The sequence below is a fragment of the Saccharibacillus sacchari genome (assembly GCF_037722395.1).
GTDB lineage: Bacteria > Bacillota > Bacilli > Paenibacillales > Paenibacillaceae > Saccharibacillus > Saccharibacillus sacchari_A.
Genome location: NZ_JBBKAR010000016.1, coordinates 62650 through 79118, shown reverse-complemented (window position 1 = coordinate 79118; position 16469 = coordinate 62650). Strand labels below are relative to the sequence as shown.

Genomic DNA, 16469 nt, shown 5'->3' with positions numbered 1-16469 from the left:
CCTGATTGGTGGCCAGGCGAATAGGGGCTTCGGGTTTTGTTTGTCGTTTACTTCAGGTCGCTCAGGAAGCTGGTGCCGTATTCCGGGGCTTTGACGCCGAAGTTTTCGGCTACGGTAGCGGCGATGTCGGCGAAAGTGGTGCGGACAGGGAGCTTGGTGCCGCCGTTTTTGAAGCTTGGCGAGTAGGCAAGGAGCGGGACATATTCGCGCGTGTGGTCGGTGCCGCGGTAGGTCGGGTCATTGCCGTGGTCCGCGGTGATGAGCAGCAGATCGTCTTCGTTCATTTTCGCGAATACTTCCGGCAAGCGGGCATCGTATTCTTCGAGCGCTTGACCGTAGCCTTGCGGATCGCGGCGGTGGCCGAACAGGGCGTCGAAATCGACCAGGTTCAGGAAGCTCAGACCGTTGAACGGATTGTCCAGTTCTTCGACCAGCTTGTCCATGCCGTCCATGTTGGAAACGGTGCGCACCGATTTCGTGACGCCTTCGCCGTCGTAGATATCGGAAATTTTGCCGAGGGCGATGACGTCGAAGCCGCCGTCTTGAAGTTCGTTCATAGTGGTGCGGCCGAACGGTTTCAGCGCGTAGTCATGGCGACCTGCGGTGCGTTTGAACGCGCCCGGTTCGCCGACGAACGGACGGGCGATGATGCGGCCGAGCATGTACGGATCTTCAAGCGTGATTTCGCGGCAGAACTCGCAGATCTCGTACAGTTCTTTTAAAGGAACGATCTCTTCGTGCGCGGCAACCTGAAGCACGGAGTCGGCGGATGTGTAGACGATCAGCGCGCCGGTCTTCATATGTTCTTCGCCCAGTTCGTCGAGGATTTCCGTCCCGCTGGCCGGCTTGTTGCCGATCACTTTGCGTCCGGTCTTTTCTTCGATGCGCTGGATCAGCTCGTCCGGGAAGCCGTCCGGGAACACGCGGAACGGCGTGTCGATATACAGGCCCATGATCTCCCAGTGTCCGGTCATGGTGTCTTTGCCGCGCGAAGCTTCCTGCATTTTGGTGTGGTAGGCGAGAGGGCGGTCGGCTTTGGCTACGCCTTGAACCTCTTCGATATTGGACAGGCCCAGTTTGGCCATGTTCGGCATGTTCAGCCCGCCCATTTCGCGAGCGATATGGCCGAAGGTGTCGACTCCGAAATCATCGAACTCCGCCGCATCCGGCGCTTCGCCGATTCCGACCGAGTCCATCACGATCAAGTGGATACGTTTGAATGTAGACATGGTTCATGCTCCTTTCAGATCAGAAAATCCTATTCTACACCTTTTTTCTTGCTTTTTCACGATTAAATGAACAGTCCGACGATGATCGCCGACAGCATGCTGACGAGCGTTGCGCCGTACAGCAATTTCAGGCCGAATCTGGCGACGACGTTGCCTTGCTTTTCATGCAGACCCTTCACCGCGCCGGCGATGATGCCGATCGAGGAGAAGTTGGCGAACGAGACGAGGAAGACGGACACAATGCCGATGGTGCGCTCGCTTAACGTGCCGGCTTCGATCAGGCTTTGCAGGCTAACCATCGCGGCGAATTCGTTCGTCATCAGCTTGGTCGCCATGATTCCGCCCGCCGTAACGGCTTCGTTCCACGGGATGCCCATGATGAACGCGAACGGCGAGAAGACGTAACCGAGCATTTCCTGGAACGAGATGCCGAAGATCGTAGCGAAAATGCCGTTCAGCATCGCGATCAACGCGACGAAACCGATCAGCATGGCCGCGACGATGATCGCGACTTTGAAGCCGTCCATGATGTACTCGCCGAGCATTTCGAAGAACGATTGTTTTTCTTCTTCCTGCACTTCCAGTATATCTTCTTCCGGCTCGACTTTATAAGGATTGATAATGGAAGCGATAATGAATCCGCCGAACAAGTTCAGCACGAGAGCGGTCACGACGTATTTCGGCGGGATCAGTCCCATATAGGCGCCGACGATCGACATGGAGACGGTGGACATCGCTGAAGCGCAAAGCGTGTAGAGCCGGTGCTTCGGCAGCAGGCCGATTTGCTTTTTGACGGAAATGAACACTTCGGACTGACCGAGAACGGCGGAAGCTACCGCGTTGTAGGATTCCAGCTTGCCCATGCCGTTGATCTTGCTCAATACGAGCCCGATATAACGGATGATAAAAGGCAAAACGCGAATATACTGGAGAATGCCGATCAGCGCCGAGATGAACACGATCGGCATCAGTACGTTCAGGAAGAAGATCGCAGCCCGGCCTTCGGCCAATATGCCGCCGAACACGAAACCGATCCCTTCGTAGGCGTATTCGAGCAAGGTTTCGAACGTTTTGGAGAAAATCCCGATCAACGTTGTACCCACTACCGTGTTAAGCAGTAAAAACGCCAGCAGCGCCTGAAGCACGACCATCACGATCAACGGACGGTAACGAATCTTTTTCCGACCGTTACTGGCAACGAAAGCAAGACCGAACACGACGGCCAGTCCAAGCAAAGCAATCAAAATATTCATGGGCGAAAATCTCCTGGAAGGTATTTTTGGGCTATCGGCGAATGCCGGATTGATCAGAAAGCTAACTTTTGAATGATGTTGAAGCGTTTACAAAAACAGACCGTTAAAATATCGACTCTCGCGATTGCGCCGGATAGGTCTGCTTCGACATGGCTGCCGTCAACAGACGCATCCGTGCATTCGTGAATTTGGTTCAGTTCGACTTATCCATATCCTTGGCCTGGAAGTAGCCGGGAAGCAGCGTAGCCATCGTCCATTCCTCGGTGTTGCCGTGAAGATTGGTCAGATAGATCCGCGTGTTCTCGTCGGCAAACTCGGCAATGACTTGGCGACAGGCGCCACATGGAGACACCGGACCTTCCGTGTCGGCCACAACCGCGATCGCTTCGATTCGACGTACGCCTTCGGAAGCAGCCTTGAAGATCGCGGTGCGTTCCGCGCAATTGGTCAGGCCAAACGAAGCATTTTCAATATTGCAGCCGGAGTAAATCTTACCGTCGGCAAGCAGCGCGGCTCCGACTTCGAAATGCGAATACGGAACGTAAGCGGCAGTGCGGGCTTCGATTGCGGCTGCAATCAATTGCTCTTTCATAGGGTGACTCATAGGAAGGCCTCCTGGAATCCAAAATGGGTTAGTGCAGGTATCAATACGAAGAGTCGGACTTTTCGCCCTGCATGATCTTCACGCCGGAGCTTGCGCCGATACGCGTTGCGCCTGCTTCGATCATTTTCTCCATATCTTCGCGGCTGCGCACGCCGCCGGAAGCTTTGACACCGATCTCAGGACCTACCGTTTTGCGCATCAGCGCTACGTCTTCGGCGGTTGCGCCGCCTGTGGAGAATCCGGTGGATGTCTTCACGAAGTTAGCGCCTGCACGAACGGACAGCTCGGAAGCGAGAACTTTCTCTTCGTCGGTCAGCAGGCAAGTCTCGATGATGACCTTGACGATCGCTTTGCCCGACGCTGCTTCGACGACGGCGCGAACGTCGCGTTCGACCTGTTCGGCATTGCCGCTTTTCAATGCGCCGATGTTCAGCACCATATCGATCTCTTGAGCGCCTTTTTCGATAGCGTCACGAGTTTCAAACGCTTTGGTTTCCGGCGTGGATGCTCCCAGCGGGAAGCCGATTACGGTGCAGACTTTCACTTCGGTACCTGCCAGGCGTTCAGCTGCAAAAGCAACCCAGGTAGGATTTACGCAGACGGAAGCAAAGACGTAGGTTTTGGCTTCTTCGATCAGCTTGGCGACCTCGGCTTCTGTCGCGTCTGCGCGCAGCAAGGTGTGGTCGATCATGGATGCAAGATTCATCTTGGATCTCTCCTTCAAGTGTGGAATTACCCCTATCATAACATCGACGTGAACAAGTGTAAAACAGTTATTGAAATTTTGTTCACGTTTACTGAACGTATGCTGCTCAACCAGTAGCTTACCCTTATCCCTATGAAAAGGAGCAATGCAAAAAGCCCGCTCTCCGCCTGTTCGTCCTGATTGGAACGAACGGGCAGAAAGCGGACGCATGATGACCGCTCCGGTCGGTACAAGCTTTAATTTTTGCGTCCTGCTTTTTCCTGGATTTTTTTCCATCCTGCGTAGTCATGCACGGCAAATCCGGCGAAAGAAGGACTGTTACCGAGCTTTTGCCGAACGAACTCAAGCTGACTGTTCAAAAATGCGGTTCCTTCTTCGGCAAACGTGATTCGCGGCGTTTCCGCCGAAGGGTTGGTTTCTACGGCGATACGAAGCGGCTTGCCCAGCTTTTCCGCTTCAGCCAGCTCATTTTTGGCGACTTCGGCAATCTGTTCCCCGGAATCGCGGTACGCCATGATCGTAACTCCGTCGAACCGGTCGATCATCCAGGCGCTAAGCGTTCCTTTTTCGCCAGGCATCCGATGTTCGTCGAACCAGAAAGGCATATCGGCTTCCGCTCGCAGTTGCAGCCGTTTCGCGCCTTTGAGCAGCGTATTGATCGATTCTTTCCACTTGATCAGCAAAGGTTCCCGATCGCTTTCCCATTCGGCGAGCAGATAAGGTTCGACGTCAATATGGATTCCGGAAAATCGTTCATCCGCACGGACCGAAGACTGATATGCGCTCAGCCAATTCAGGAAAGATTGCGGCAGGCTGCGATCAAGCGCCCAGCTTGGAGCACCGTCGAGCGCGTATATCCGAATATTTTGCGCGGATGCGCGGCGGATAAAATAGGCGTAATCCGTCGCAGCCATCTCGGCGTCAATCTGTACATAAAGCGTCGAGACATTGTTCGCAGCCGCGAATTGCAGCAGGTCGTCGGATGAAGTCCGCAGCAGCCCAGGGTTCCAGACCCAGGTCGAGAAGCTGCTTTGTTCGCGTGCTTCGGCCGTTTGCGTTTCGAATGATCCGGCAGTCCAAGCGAACAACAGGCATACAACCAGTAGCTTGTCTCGCATAAATGTAGGTTTCGGCAAGCGCAAGCCCCGGATGAAAGCAAGACAAGCTACTAGGCAACGGGAAAACGTGGAGCGTGTATTCATGATGTTTCGTCACCTTTCGGCGGATTTTGTCGCTTTTTCACCGCGTACTCTTTGTATCGGCGGGCGAGCAGGCAAACTTAATCCGCGAGCAGGGCAAGCGCCGTAAACTGGTCCGTCACTAATGTATTGGCATAACGTCCAGCCAGTGCTGCGCGGATCGCCCGAATTTTACGTGGCCCCCCCGCCACGAGAATCGAACGTTCCTTCCGACGCAGCTCCGGCAGATCGATCCCGACGGTGCGCGCATTGATCTCTTCGCTGCATATGTTGCCGTCGTCGTCGAAAAAACGTGAACAGATATCGCCGGCGCCAGCCTTCTGGAGACTGTGCCGCTGCTGCTCATCGAAATAGCCAAGCCGGAACAACAGCGCATCCTCCTCAACGGTTCCGACCGTGAACACGGCGACGTTGGCTTGACGCCCCAGTTCGATGATGCGCTGGATATGGCGGTCTTCCTCGACCATCCTTTTCAACTCCACGCTATCGAAAATTACCGGAAGCGGGAGATAGCGCGCGACGGTGCCGTAAGCTTCCGCGAACAGATTCGCCGTTTCGGCCGCGTAAGTGGGCACCTGCGAATGGCTGACGCCGCCTTTGAGTTGGACCACTTCGACGCCGCGTACCGGCTTATGCTTCAATCCGAGCGAGAGCGCGTGCATCGTCGTTCCCCACGTAATGCCGATAATATCGCCGTCTTGAATATTTTCGTCCAAATATTCCGCAGCCGCGGCAGCGACGCGGGATCGGATTTCCCGATAGTCGTTCAGGGGAGAATAGCAGACGCGAGCGGCTTGCAGGCCGAACCGGCGCGTCAGTTCCGCGCCGAGCGCATCCAAATCTTCCAGCGGATCGGAAATGGTGATACGGACGAACCCGTTTTCTTTGGCATGCTGAAGCAAGCGCGATACGGTCGGGCGCGAGACGCCGAGCCTGACCGCGATATCCTGTTGGCTATAGTCGGACAGATAGTAGAGCCGCGCAGCTTCAATGCTGAGGCGCTGTCTGTCCAGGTCGATTTTATCCGTCATGATCGTTCCCTCGATTTTTTAGGTTCATTATACGTGTCTGCCGCATGCTTTGCACGGAAGAAAGAAAACCACCTAAAGGTGTGAATCCAAAAAAATGGGACTTAAGGATGAAATGAGACTTTTTTCTTAAAAGTATTTCATTTTTCACCCAATGTTCCGATATTCTTTGTATGAGTTTTTTTGGTATCATAGGGATAAAGAACGAATTTAGCAGGCTTATGTATCTGATTTTGTCATACTCGCGTCGCATACTCGAATCTTCGGAAGGAGTCTGGCCCATCGACGTTTCAGCAGCTTTCCTTCAGCCGTTCCCCATGGAAAAGGATTGGTCCAGCCTGATTTCCGCCTTCGATCCCGCGGAACAGGCACGTATTTCGCGCTTCGCGCGTGAAGAGGACCGATTGCGCAAAGCAGCCTCGCATATGCTCGTATCGGTCCGGCTCGGAGAACGGCTGGGCGTAGGTTACCGTGAACTCATTTTTCGACGCGGAGGTTACGGAAAGCCGTATCTCTATCGTGATCGAGCACCTAGGTTCAATATATCGACCTCAGGTGCTCTTGTCGTATGTGCAATTGCCCGGACCGAGGTCGGAATTGACGTGGAGCTTGTGGCTCCTCTTGAAGCGTCCACGATCGGTCTGCTGCTCGGGCATTCGCAAGCCGCGTCGCAAGCAGGCTCTTCTGAAAAGGAGCTTGATGCTTTCTATGAGCGCTGGACGATGTTGGAGAGTTGGTTGAAGGCCGAAGGAACAGGGTTGCACGACGGGCATCCGCTTGCGGAATTTGCTCCGAAGTCTGTCGATTCCAAACGTTTTTACATGGAGGCCCGGCAGCCGGGAATGACTCCGTGGATTTTGACGTCGTTGAATTTTGCTCCGCCTGTGCCCGAACGTTATGCACTGGCCATTTGTCGAAGACCGGAAGAGGACTGGACGGAAGAAGTTGCGCTGCTTGACGGGATTGAGCTGGCCAAGCGATTTCGGACGTTGTTATAACGAGATGCACGATACGCGGAAGGGGAAAACGATAAGCGATGAATGCTGAGTTAAAGAATAACCCGGAAACCCGATGGTTGGAAAGATTGCAGGCTGTGGAGGAGAAGACGTTTTTATCCGGTGAAACGCAGCTTGCTTCAAGCGAAATCGGGCAGGTTGAATGCGAGCTGGCGGCGCTTGACCCGTCTCTTTTGCGCGGTGGATATGCTCATGCTGCATGGGCGATTCTGCTTCAACGTTATTTGCGGAGTGACGAGCCGTCATTTGCCGTATATTCGTCGGACACGGGTGAAATGTTCCCTTTGCTGTTAAAAGCAAGCGAAGAAGAAACATTCCGTATGCGTCTGGAGACTACGGTAGAGCTTCTGCTTCAGGCGGCTGATATGGCTTTGAAGCCTGAACATGTTGCGGAATTGTATGCTTCGGGTTCTGTGGACCGGCCTTATAATACGGGGATCGGATTCGATCTTTCGATTCAGGCTGCGGAAGCGTTGGAGTCTTCGGATTGCGATCTATTCCTCGTATTCTCGGGTACGGAATCGACTCATGTCCGTGCGGCTTTCCGAAAATCCGTGTTCGGCGAAGTCTTTGTACAGAAAGCGCTGGAACATCTGCAAGGAATTCTGGTTCGGATGACTGCGGCACCAGACTCGCGGATCGGGGAAGAGGATCTGCTTGGCGAGCAGGAACGAGAACTTCTTTTACGGGAGTGGAGCGGCAAACAGTCTTCATTTGTCGCGTATCGTCCGATTCATCAAATGATCAAGGCGCGCGCGGCGCTTGTGCCGAACCTGGATGCGGTTGTCTATGAAGGCGGATCGCTGAGCTATGCGGAGCTGGACCGGCGTTCGGATGTACTGGCGCATGAATTGCGCCAAATGGGGCTCGGAAGCGGACAGATTGCCGGAATCATGGCGCGCCCGTCGGCAGAAATGATCTTGTCTGTGCTGGCTGTGCTCAAGACCGGAGCGGCCTATCTGCCTATCGACCCGGAGTATCCGCAGGAACGCGTACGCTTCATGCTGCAAGACAGCGGAGCCGAGTTACTGCTGCTAACGCCTGGGCTCGAAGCGCCGGGAAGTTACGCAGGTCGCGTACGGCCTATCGATAACGATCGGGATTGGGCGGTTGCGGTAGAGGAAGGAACGTTCGGCGAACCGGATTCCGCTGCTTATGTGATCTATACATCAGGCTCTACGGGTACGCCGAAGGGTGTGGTGATCGAGCATCGGTCGCTGATCAATCTGGCGGAGTGGCATATCGAGCATTTCCGAATCACTTCGGAAGACCGTACCGTCAAATATGCAGGCTTCGGATTCGACGCATCGGTGTGGGAGATCTTCCCTTACCTGCTGTCGGGTGCTTCCATTCATATGATTCCGGAGGATTTGCGTCTTGACCCTTCCGGTTTGAACCAGCATTTTAACGAAAAAGGAATCACGATCGCTTTTCTTCCCACCCAGCTATGCGAACAGTTCATGGAGCACGACAACGATTCGCTCCGGATTTTGCTGACAGGCGGAGACAAGCTGAAAACGTTCCGCCCGCGTCCGTACGAGCTGCACAACTGCTACGGTCCGACCGAGAATACGATTGTGACCAGCTCGCACCTCGTAACCGAAATGGAAGACAACATTCCGATCGGCAAGCCGGTTCGGGGTTCGCAAATGATGATTCTGGATGCCTACGGGCACTTGCAGCCGGTTGGCGTTGCAGGCGAGCTTTGCGTGGCGGGTGACGGATTGGCCCGTGGTTATTTGAATCGTCCCGAGCTGACTGCGGAGAAATTCACGTCGCATCCGTATATAGAAGGAACGCGCATGTATCGCACAGGCGATCTGGCGCGTTGGAAGCAGGACGGTACGGTCGAATTCCTCGGCCGATTGGATCATCAAGTCAAAATTCGCGGCTTCCGTATCGAGATCGGCGAGATCGAACAGCGTATTCTGGAAAGCGAAGGCGTGCTTGACTGCGTCGTCGTTGCGCTGAAAGACGCTTCGGGCGATGCTTTTCTTTGTGCTTATGTCGAATCCGATTCGGAGCGCAGCCATGCGGATTGGACACGTGAGCTTTCGCTGACGCTGCCGGATTATATGGTGCCTGCTCATTTTGTCACGTTGGATAAGCTCCCGGTCAATGCCAACGGCAAAATTGACCGCCGTGCGCTACCCGAGCCTCAACTCCGCGAAGGCGCAGCCTATGTATCGCCATCGGGCGAAACCGAGGAACGGTTGCATTCGTTATGGAGCGGCATTCTCGGTCATGACCGTTTTGGCGTGCTGGATCGGTTTTTCGATATTGGAGGCCATTCTCTTCAAGCGGCGGTACTGCGTGCACAGATTGAGCGTCAGTTTGGAGCAAAGTTGTCGATCCGCGAGCTGTTTGAATACACGACGATTCGTACACAGGCCGCCGAGATTGCGCAGCGCGCTGGCGAAGTCAATCTGTCGGCTGCCGAACTGCCGTCGATTTCCGCCGCGCTGCCAGCTGAGCATTATCCGACCTACCCGGCCCAAGCCCGTTTGTTCCTGATCGAGCAGATGGAGGGCGCGGACACGGCCTATAATGCGCCTGTATTGTTGCGCATCGACGGCAAGCTGGATGTGCAGCGTTTGCAAAACTCGTTACAGCAGCTTGTGCAGCGGCACGAGGCATTGCGTACGACTTTTGAACTTCGAGGCGAGCAGATTGTCCAGCATGTACACGCACAGGCCGAGCTTCGTCTGGCCGTATCGCGTGCGGGAGAACAAAATATTCGCGCCATGATGGATGCTTTCGTGCGCCCGTTTGATCTGAATCGTGCTCCTTTGATGCGGGCCGGGCTCGTATCCTGCGAAGACGATCTGCATTTCATTATGCTCGATTTCCATCATATCGCGGTAGACGGCGTATCCATGCATGTCTTTTTCGAGGAATGGTCGCTATTGTACCGAGGCGAGTCGCCGGAGCTGCCACATATTCAGTTCAAAGATTTCTCGGTCTGGTATGCGCAAGGCGCTGCGGCGAGCATCAGGGAATCACAGTTGGGCTATTGGCAGGAGCGTCTCGCAGGCGAGCTGCCGATGCTTCAGCTTCCGACGGACAAGCCGCGCCCGGACAAACAGAGCTTCCGGGGAGCAACTTTGCATGGCGGAATCGATCTGGAATTGCAAGCCGGGTTGAAAAAGTTGGCTGACCGTACAGGTACGACGCTGTTTATGGTCATGCTCGCGGCTTACGGTACGCTGTTATCCCGTTATGCGGGGCAGGAGGACGTGATTGTCGGGGTTCCCGTAGCAAACCGCAACCGCGAAGACGTACACCGTGTAATGGGGATGTTCGTGAATACACTTCCACTGCGCACGTATCCGGATAAGAAAAAGACTTTTGCAGCCTACCTGGACCATGTGAAAACAGAGCTGCTGGGCGCATTCGATCATCAGGAGCTTGAATTGGGCGAACTGGTCAACGAGTTGAACGTTCCCCGGATCGCCGGACGCAGTCCATTGTTCGATACGATGTTCGTTATGCAGAATACCGGTAGCTTGTCCCCTAATCTTACCGACGCGAAAACGACATTGGAGCGGTATGCACCGGCTATTGCCAAGTACGATTTGACGGTCGACGTCACGGAACGGGAGGACGGCATTCGTATCGACTTCCAATATTGCAGCGACCTGTTCGAAGACGCTACCGTTCGCGGGATAGCCGATCATTATGTGCAGTTGTTGCGGTCTGCGGTGGCCAATGAGCATCTTACGTTGCTTGCCCTTCCGATGCTGCAAGAGCAAGAACAGCGTTCACTCGTTTTCGATCTGAATGATACATCGTCGCTGTATGAGCGCCATTTGACCATTCAAGAATCTTTCGAGCGTCGCGCTGCGCAATCACCCGATCGTGCGGCTATTACCTTCGAGGGTACGTCGCTGACCTACGCAGAATTAAACGAACGCTCCAATCGTCTTGCGCACACGCTTATTGAAAAGGGCGTTGCAGCCGATAAATTGGTAGGCCTTATGCTTGATCGCTCACCGGAAATGATTATCGGTCTGCTTGGTATTTTGAAAGCAGGCGGAGCTTACGTTCCAATCGACCCGGAATATCCGGAAGACCGTATCTTGTACATGATGGAGAACAGCGGATCGGATCTGTTGTTGACGCAACGCCATCTGGCCGGAAAACTGCAATTTAGCGGAACTTCCCTGTATTTGGATGAGGCCGATGCCTATTCGCCGCGTACGGATAATCCGGAAGCCCGTTCGACAGCCAGTGATTTGCTCTACGTGATCTACACGTCGGGTACGACGGGCCGTCCCAAAGGCGTGATGCTGGAGCATCGCAATATGATGAACCTGATGCACTACGAATACACACAGACGAATATCGATTACACGGCGCGAGTGCTGCAATTCACGACGCTCAGCTTCGATGTCTGCTCCCAGGAAATCTGGTCCACTTTGCTTGCCGGAGGCACCTTGTGCATGATCCGCAGCGAGATGAGACGCGAGGTTGGCCGACTGCTGGATCTAATCGAGCGGCAGCAGATCAGCGTATTGTTTATGCCTGTGTCGTTCCTGAAATTTATTTTGAGCGAAAAAGAATACGAAGAACGCTTCCCAAGCTGCATTCGTCATATCGTTACGGCAGGCGAGCAGTTGGTGGTACCGGAGAAGTTCCAGGAGCATCTGCGCCGTAACGGGATTTTCCTGCATAACCATTATGGCCCTTCGGAAACGCATGTTGCGACCGCACATACCCTTGATCCTGCGGGCGCGATTCCCGAGCTGCCTCCGATCGGCAAGCCGATTACCAATACGCGCATTTATATCCTGAACGATGCGCTGCACCTCCAGCCCAAAGGCGTGGCGGGCGAGCTGTATATTGCCGGGGAATGCGTAGGCCGCGGCTATTACAATCAACCGGAGTTGACTGTCGAGCGTTACTTGGCCGATCCGTTCGAAGCCGGCGATCGTATGTACAAAACAGGCGATCTGGCGCGTTGGAACGAAGCCGGGGAATTGGAATTCCTCGGCCGATTGGATCACCAGGTCAAGATTCGCGGGTTCCGGATCGAGTTGGGTGAGATCGAGACCGCACTGCTGGAACATGTTTCGGTCAAAGAAACGATCGTGCTGGCCAAAGAAGACGAAGCGGGCGGCAAATATTTGTGCGCATACGTGGCTTCGCCTGCTCATACGACCCAGCGTGAGCTGCGGGACCATCTGGCAGACCGTTTGCCGGATTATATGATTCCGTCTTATTTCGTACAGCTCGATGCTATGCCGTTGACGCCGAACGGCAAAATCGATCGTCGGTCTTTGCCCGAGCCGCAGCCGGGCGAGTTGATGGCAGGAGCGGAATATACGGCGCCGCAAAGCGAGACCGAGCAGAAGATTGCAGAGGTGTGGCAGAGCGTATTGGGTGTAGGCCGCGTGGGATTGCATGACAACTTTTTCGAGCTGGGCGGTCATTCATTGAAGGCCGCTGTAATGGTGGCTCGTTTGCAAGAACAGTTTGAACTTAGTATTAACGATGTTTTTGAGCATCAGACCTTGGCGGAATTGGCAGCGGTGGTCAAGCCGGCGTCTAATCGCATGATCGAAAAGCTTGCCGAACTGAAGGAAGCTAGCCGGAAGCAGGGCGGGGATACGTTGGTAGAAGCTCGCGAAACGTATCGACGCCAAGCCGAAGCAGACGCAGCCACCGTCGATCTGACCCGGAACCGTAAATATAAGGGGGTGCTGCTGACCGGAGCCACGGGCTATGTCGGCGTGCATGTTCTGCATGATATGCTCACACGGACCGATTGGACAGTCTACGCGATTGTACGTGGAGACGATGACGCCCAAGCGTTCCGCCGGGTTCGAAGCAAGCTGGATTTCTACTTTGGTGCAGGTACGTTGGAAAAAACGATGCCGCGGCTTCATGTGTTGTGTGGAGATTTGTCCGAGGAAAATATGGGACTGTCCGAAGTCGCGTATAGCCAATTGCAGCAGAAAACGGATGCGATTGTGCATGCAGCGGCTACGGTGAAACATTATGGCAGTTACGAAGACTTTAAACGGCACAATGTCGAGGCTACCGAGCGCTTGTTGCAACTGGCCGATTCAGATCGCAAAAAAGACTTCCATCATATTTCTACGCTGGGCGTAGCCACAGGAGTCATTCCCCATAAGGAAGAAGCATTCTTCGGAGAATACGATCTGAATATTGGGCAAGAGTACGAGAACTATTATGCCAAAACGAAATTTGAAGCGGAAGAACGGGTGGTTGAAGCGAGAAAGCTTGGCTTGCGAACGAGCATTTATCGCCTCGGCAACGTCGTATTCCATTCGGAAACGGGCCGATTCCAGGAGAACATTGGTGAAAACGCCTTTTACACGATGATGCAGTCCTTTATTAATCTGGGCATGGTGCCTGAGCTTGCGCCGGATACGGACTTCTCTTACGTAGATGGAATCAGCCAATCGATCCTGCTGCTCATGCAACCGGAGAATCTTCAGAACGAGACGTTCCACCTGTTGAATCCAAACCTGGAAAGCATGCATCGAATTTTGACGGCAGAAGCGGTCGATTACAGCGTCCAGCCATTAGAATTTGCAAAATTTGTCGACGAACTTACGGAAAAATTCGCGTCCGGGGAATCCCGTGCCGAGATCGACAAGATTATGCTGCATTATGGTTGGTTGGAAAGCGCACAGATTCAAACGACATTCGAAATTGCTTCAGACCGTACGGTTGCCTATTTGGAGCGGCTCGGCTTCAAATGGAAAGCGATGGATAGCGTCCTTGTTTCGAAGATGATTCGGTACGCCCGAGAAACGGGATTCCTGAAGTGACATTTGAATGAAAAGAAAGAATTTAAATGAAAAAATGCAATTTTTTGCTTTGAATTCGACAATTTTTTTAGTACACTAGAGCTTGAGGCCACATATCTGAATCGAGGGGGATTTTCCATGTTTAAAGTTGAATATCTGCCAGCCCAAAATCGTCTTGTTTGCACGGTGGAAAGCATCACGATGGACGAAGTCGAAGCGTACAATCAGGAGTACAAAACCCAACTTGCCAAAGTAAAACCGGGCTTTACCGGCCTGACGGATCTCAGCAAAGGCAAACTGTTCACCCAAGAAGTCGCGGTAGCGCTGGCTCCACTGGGCGAGTTGTCTGTGCAAAAAGGCCTGACGAAATGGGCATACTACACAGGTTCCGCAGTATCGAAAATGCAAATGAAGCGCATGTTCGGTGATATCGTAGTGTCGTTCGAGAAACTTGATGAAGCGGAAGCTTATCTGAACAGCTAATCGGTTGCTTTTCAGCTCTTCTGTTTATCAAAGAAGCGTCAAATTGTCGCTTGGAAAGAAGCCGTTTAGTGGCTGGAACGGACTTTCCTGCGTGCCTAAGCCCGGTATACCCGGGCTTTTTTTGTAGACATTCTGAGGGGAATGGTGGGGGAAGAATGAATAGACAGGCTAACAAACGTATGATTTTAACGGGTGCGGCAGCCGTTGCACTGTTGGAAGTTGTAATTGCTTTTCTGTTTATGATGCCCGGCCGGGGTTGGGGAAGCTTTGTGCCGGGAATTATTTTGGCTGCGATTGCGGGCGGCGGCGCCTTCGTATCCGGAGTGTGGCTGTTACTGCGCGAGATGGATCGCAGAGCAGCAGAGATGAACAAGCATTTTGCGGCGGCCGGGGCGGCAGGAGTCGATTCGTCGGAAGCGGAAGCTGATGAACCGGGCCACGCTTCGCAAAAAACGATGGAACGGATGCAAAACTATTTGCTGGAGATCGATCAAAATGTCGAGCAGGTCAAAGCTAACGCAGATGTCAGTGTATTCGTATCGGATCTGATCACCGAATCGGCTCGCAGTGCCGCAACGCGTTCGGATGAGCAAACAGCCAAAATGAAAGAAATTTCGCGTACGACCCATGAAATGTCTGCGGCTGTTCAACAGGTGGCTGGAAGCGCGGATGAAGTAGCCAGTGCGACGTTGATCACTTCCGAACAGGCTTCCTCGGGTTATCAGCAGTTGATTAGCGCCATGAATCAGGTTCGCAAAACGGACAACAGCATTCAGACGTTGCTTGAGCAGGTGAATCGTCTCGACGAAAAGTCGGGAGAGATCGAATACTTCGTAAGTATTATTACAGAGATTGCTTCGCAAACGCATTTGCTGGCCTTGAACGCAGCGATCGAAGCGGCACGTGCGGGCGAATACGGACAAGGTTTCTCTGTGATCGCTTCGGAAGTTCGCAAGCTTGCGGAGCAATCTTCCGAGTCCGCGAAGCGGGTATCTACCATCAATGCCAGCATTCAGAAGGATACCAATGAAGTCGTCGATACTTCGTCTCAAGTAGCGGGCGATATGAAAGAAGGAATCGGCTCGCTGGAAGAAGTCGGACGTTCCTTCCAGTTTATTCAGGCCGCCGTTGACGAAGTCAATATGCAGATGCAGGATGTATCGGCTGCCGTGGAACAGATTGCCGCACACACGGAGCAGGTCAGCGATACGATTACCCATGCGGAAGAGATGGTTGCCAGCACTTCGGAAGAAGTCGCGACGGTGCGCCAGGCTGCGGAAGAGCAACTGGCAAGCATGCAGCAGTTGTCCCAGACGGTGAGCGGATTGTCCGAATTGACAGGCGGGGTCAAACAGGCTGTCGAGCATTTCCGGGAGCTGCAAACCGTCAATTAGGGCATAGATGCAAACCCCGGCGGCAGCAAAAGATGCACGTTGGCAGGTTTGAAGACATGCAAAAAGAGCGCACTCCGTAAAGATTACGGGATGCGCTCTTTTTGTGCAGTACGCGGGCGATTTTTATTGAAAATCGTTTAGGCGTTCTGGCTTATGTTTTTAAAGTTCGTTACGGTTAGGCTCTGTTTTTACGACCTACCGAACGCATGATCAGGCTCACAACCGCTACCAGAACGATCGCACCGATTAATGCAGGAATGATGTAGAAACCGCCTGTTTCCGGACCCATAGGTCCAAGGATTACTCCGCCAAGCCAACCGCCGATGAAACCGGCGATAATGTTCCCGATGATGCCGCCAGGAATGTCTCTGCCCACGATGAGTCCGGCCAACCAACCGATAACCCCGCCGATAATTAAAGACCAGATAATACCCATTTTGTATCGCCTCCGCTGATGTTTTTGTTTGCTTCAAATACAACTTAACCTTATAGCAAGCATTTGAATAAGAAGTTGAAAATTTAATTTTGAAACAGTTGAGAAGGTTACATTTTTGAAACTCGTGGCGATCTCGTGGCGATAGGGAGACGCTGCGGGAGAAATTCGCTAAAGACGCTGTCTCACTCGGAAAGTGGCTTTGAAGAGAATTCAAGGGGACTTTCCGAGTTCAAAGGCGTCTTGAGCTGAATTTCTCCCTCCGCTACTGCCGTGTTTCATAATAGGGGAGAGGAGGTAGGTAGGAAGGAACAAAAAAGAAAAGAGATCTTCGCTTTTGGCGAA

The 16469-nt window shown here is 53.3% G+C and carries 11 protein-coding genes; 4 read left to right on the top strand and 7 right to left on the bottom strand.

Features of this window, described 5'->3' with window-relative positions; genetic code table 11:
- Positions 1 to 47: 47 nt before the first annotated feature.
- The 6 genes from deoB to WKI47_RS04570 all read right to left on the bottom strand — a co-directional run bounded on the left by deoB (position 48) and on the right by WKI47_RS04570 (position 6010).
- Positions 48 to 1229 (bottom strand): phosphopentomutase, encoded by a 1182-nt coding sequence (gene deoB, locus WKI47_RS04595; protein WP_340225986.1) that lies wholly within the window; start codon positions 1227 to 1229, stop codon positions 48 to 50.
- 62 nt (positions 1230 to 1291) lie between these two features.
- Positions 1292 to 2482 carry a NupC/NupG family nucleoside CNT transporter gene (locus WKI47_RS04590; RefSeq protein ID WP_340225985.1) on the bottom strand — a complete coding sequence of 397 codons (1191 nt, stop codon included), beginning with the start codon at positions 2480 to 2482 and terminating at the stop codon, positions 1292 to 1294.
- A 193-nt stretch (positions 2483 to 2675) separates the two neighbouring features.
- On the bottom strand, positions 2676 to 3074 hold the full coding sequence (locus WKI47_RS04585; RefSeq protein WP_340226205.1) for a cytidine deaminase: 399 nt from the start codon (positions 3072 to 3074) through the stop codon (positions 2676 to 2678).
- A gap of 52 nt (positions 3075 to 3126) precedes the next feature.
- Entirely contained in the window at positions 3127 to 3792 is a 666-nt protein-coding gene (gene deoC / locus WKI47_RS04580; RefSeq protein ID WP_340225984.1) for a deoxyribose-phosphate aldolase, read from the bottom strand.
- Positions 3793 to 4028: 236 nt separating this feature from the next.
- Entirely contained in the window at positions 4029 to 4928 is a 900-nt protein-coding gene (locus WKI47_RS04575) for a hypothetical protein (protein ID WP_340225983.1), read from the bottom strand.
- A 143-nt stretch (positions 4929 to 5071) separates the two neighbouring features.
- Positions 5072 to 6010, bottom strand: coding sequence for a sugar-binding transcriptional regulator (locus WKI47_RS04570; protein ID WP_340226204.1), 939 nt, complete (start codon positions 6008 to 6010; stop codon positions 5072 to 5074).
- A gap of 326 nt (positions 6011 to 6336) precedes the next feature.
- On the opposite strand from WKI47_RS04570, the gene WKI47_RS04565 reads away from it, so the two are divergent.
- From WKI47_RS04565 to WKI47_RS04550, 4 genes are all read left to right on the top strand, one after another.
- Entirely contained in the window at positions 6337 to 7017 is a 681-nt protein-coding gene (locus tag WKI47_RS04565) for a 4'-phosphopantetheinyl transferase family protein (RefSeq protein ID WP_340225982.1), read from the top strand.
- Between the two features lie 38 nt (positions 7018 to 7055).
- Positions 7056 to 13835, top strand: a complete 6780-nt coding sequence (locus tag WKI47_RS04560) for an amino acid adenylation domain-containing protein (protein ID WP_340225981.1) — start codon at positions 7056 to 7058, stop codon at positions 13833 to 13835.
- A 117-nt stretch (positions 13836 to 13952) separates the two neighbouring features.
- Positions 13953 to 14297 (top strand): hypothetical protein, encoded by a 345-nt coding sequence (locus WKI47_RS04555; RefSeq protein WP_340225980.1) that lies wholly within the window; start codon positions 13953 to 13955, stop codon positions 14295 to 14297.
- A gap of 155 nt (positions 14298 to 14452) precedes the next feature.
- On the top strand, positions 14453 to 15691 hold the full coding sequence (locus WKI47_RS04550) for a methyl-accepting chemotaxis protein (RefSeq protein ID WP_340225979.1): 1239 nt from the start codon (positions 14453 to 14455) through the stop codon (positions 15689 to 15691).
- 175 nt (positions 15692 to 15866) lie between these two features.
- On the opposite strand, the gene WKI47_RS04545 is transcribed toward WKI47_RS04550, so the two are convergent.
- A complete protein-coding gene (locus WKI47_RS04545) occupies positions 15867 to 16127 on the bottom strand; it encodes a GlsB/YeaQ/YmgE family stress response membrane protein (protein WP_340225978.1) in 261 nt (86 codons plus the stop codon).
- Positions 16128 to 16469: the final 342 nt, after the last annotated feature.

What these genes read in the sequence shown, in the direction of transcription:
- WKI47_RS04565 (WP_340225982.1), top strand. Translation starts at nt 6,337, where the DNA reads ATGGAAAAGGATTGGTCCAGCCTGATTTCCGCCTTCGATCCCGCGGAA.
- WKI47_RS04585 (WP_340226205.1), bottom strand. Translation starts at nt 3,074, where the DNA reads ATGAAAGAGCAATTGATTGCAGCCGCAATCGAAGCCCGCACTGCCGCT.
- WKI47_RS04555 (WP_340225980.1), top strand. Translation starts at nt 13,953, where the DNA reads ATGTTTAAAGTTGAATATCTGCCAGCCCAAAATCGTCTTGTTTGCACG.
- WKI47_RS04550 (WP_340225979.1), top strand. Translation starts at nt 14,453, where the DNA reads ATGAATAGACAGGCTAACAAACGTATGATTTTAACGGGTGCGGCAGCC.
- WKI47_RS04560 (WP_340225981.1), top strand. Translation starts at nt 7,056, where the DNA reads ATGAATGCTGAGTTAAAGAATAACCCGGAAACCCGATGGTTGGAAAGA.
- deoB (WP_340225986.1), bottom strand. Translation starts at nt 1,229, where the DNA reads ATGTCTACATTCAAACGTATCCACTTGATCGTGATGGACTCGGTCGGA.
- WKI47_RS04545 (WP_340225978.1), bottom strand. Translation starts at nt 16,127, where the DNA reads ATGGGTATTATCTGGTCTTTAATTATCGGCGGGGTTATCGGTTGGTTG.
- WKI47_RS04590 (WP_340225985.1), bottom strand. Translation starts at nt 2,482, where the DNA reads ATGAATATTTTGATTGCTTTGCTTGGACTGGCCGTCGTGTTCGGTCTT.
- deoC (WP_340225984.1), bottom strand. Translation starts at nt 3,792, where the DNA reads ATGAATCTTGCATCCATGATCGACCACACCTTGCTGCGCGCAGACGCG.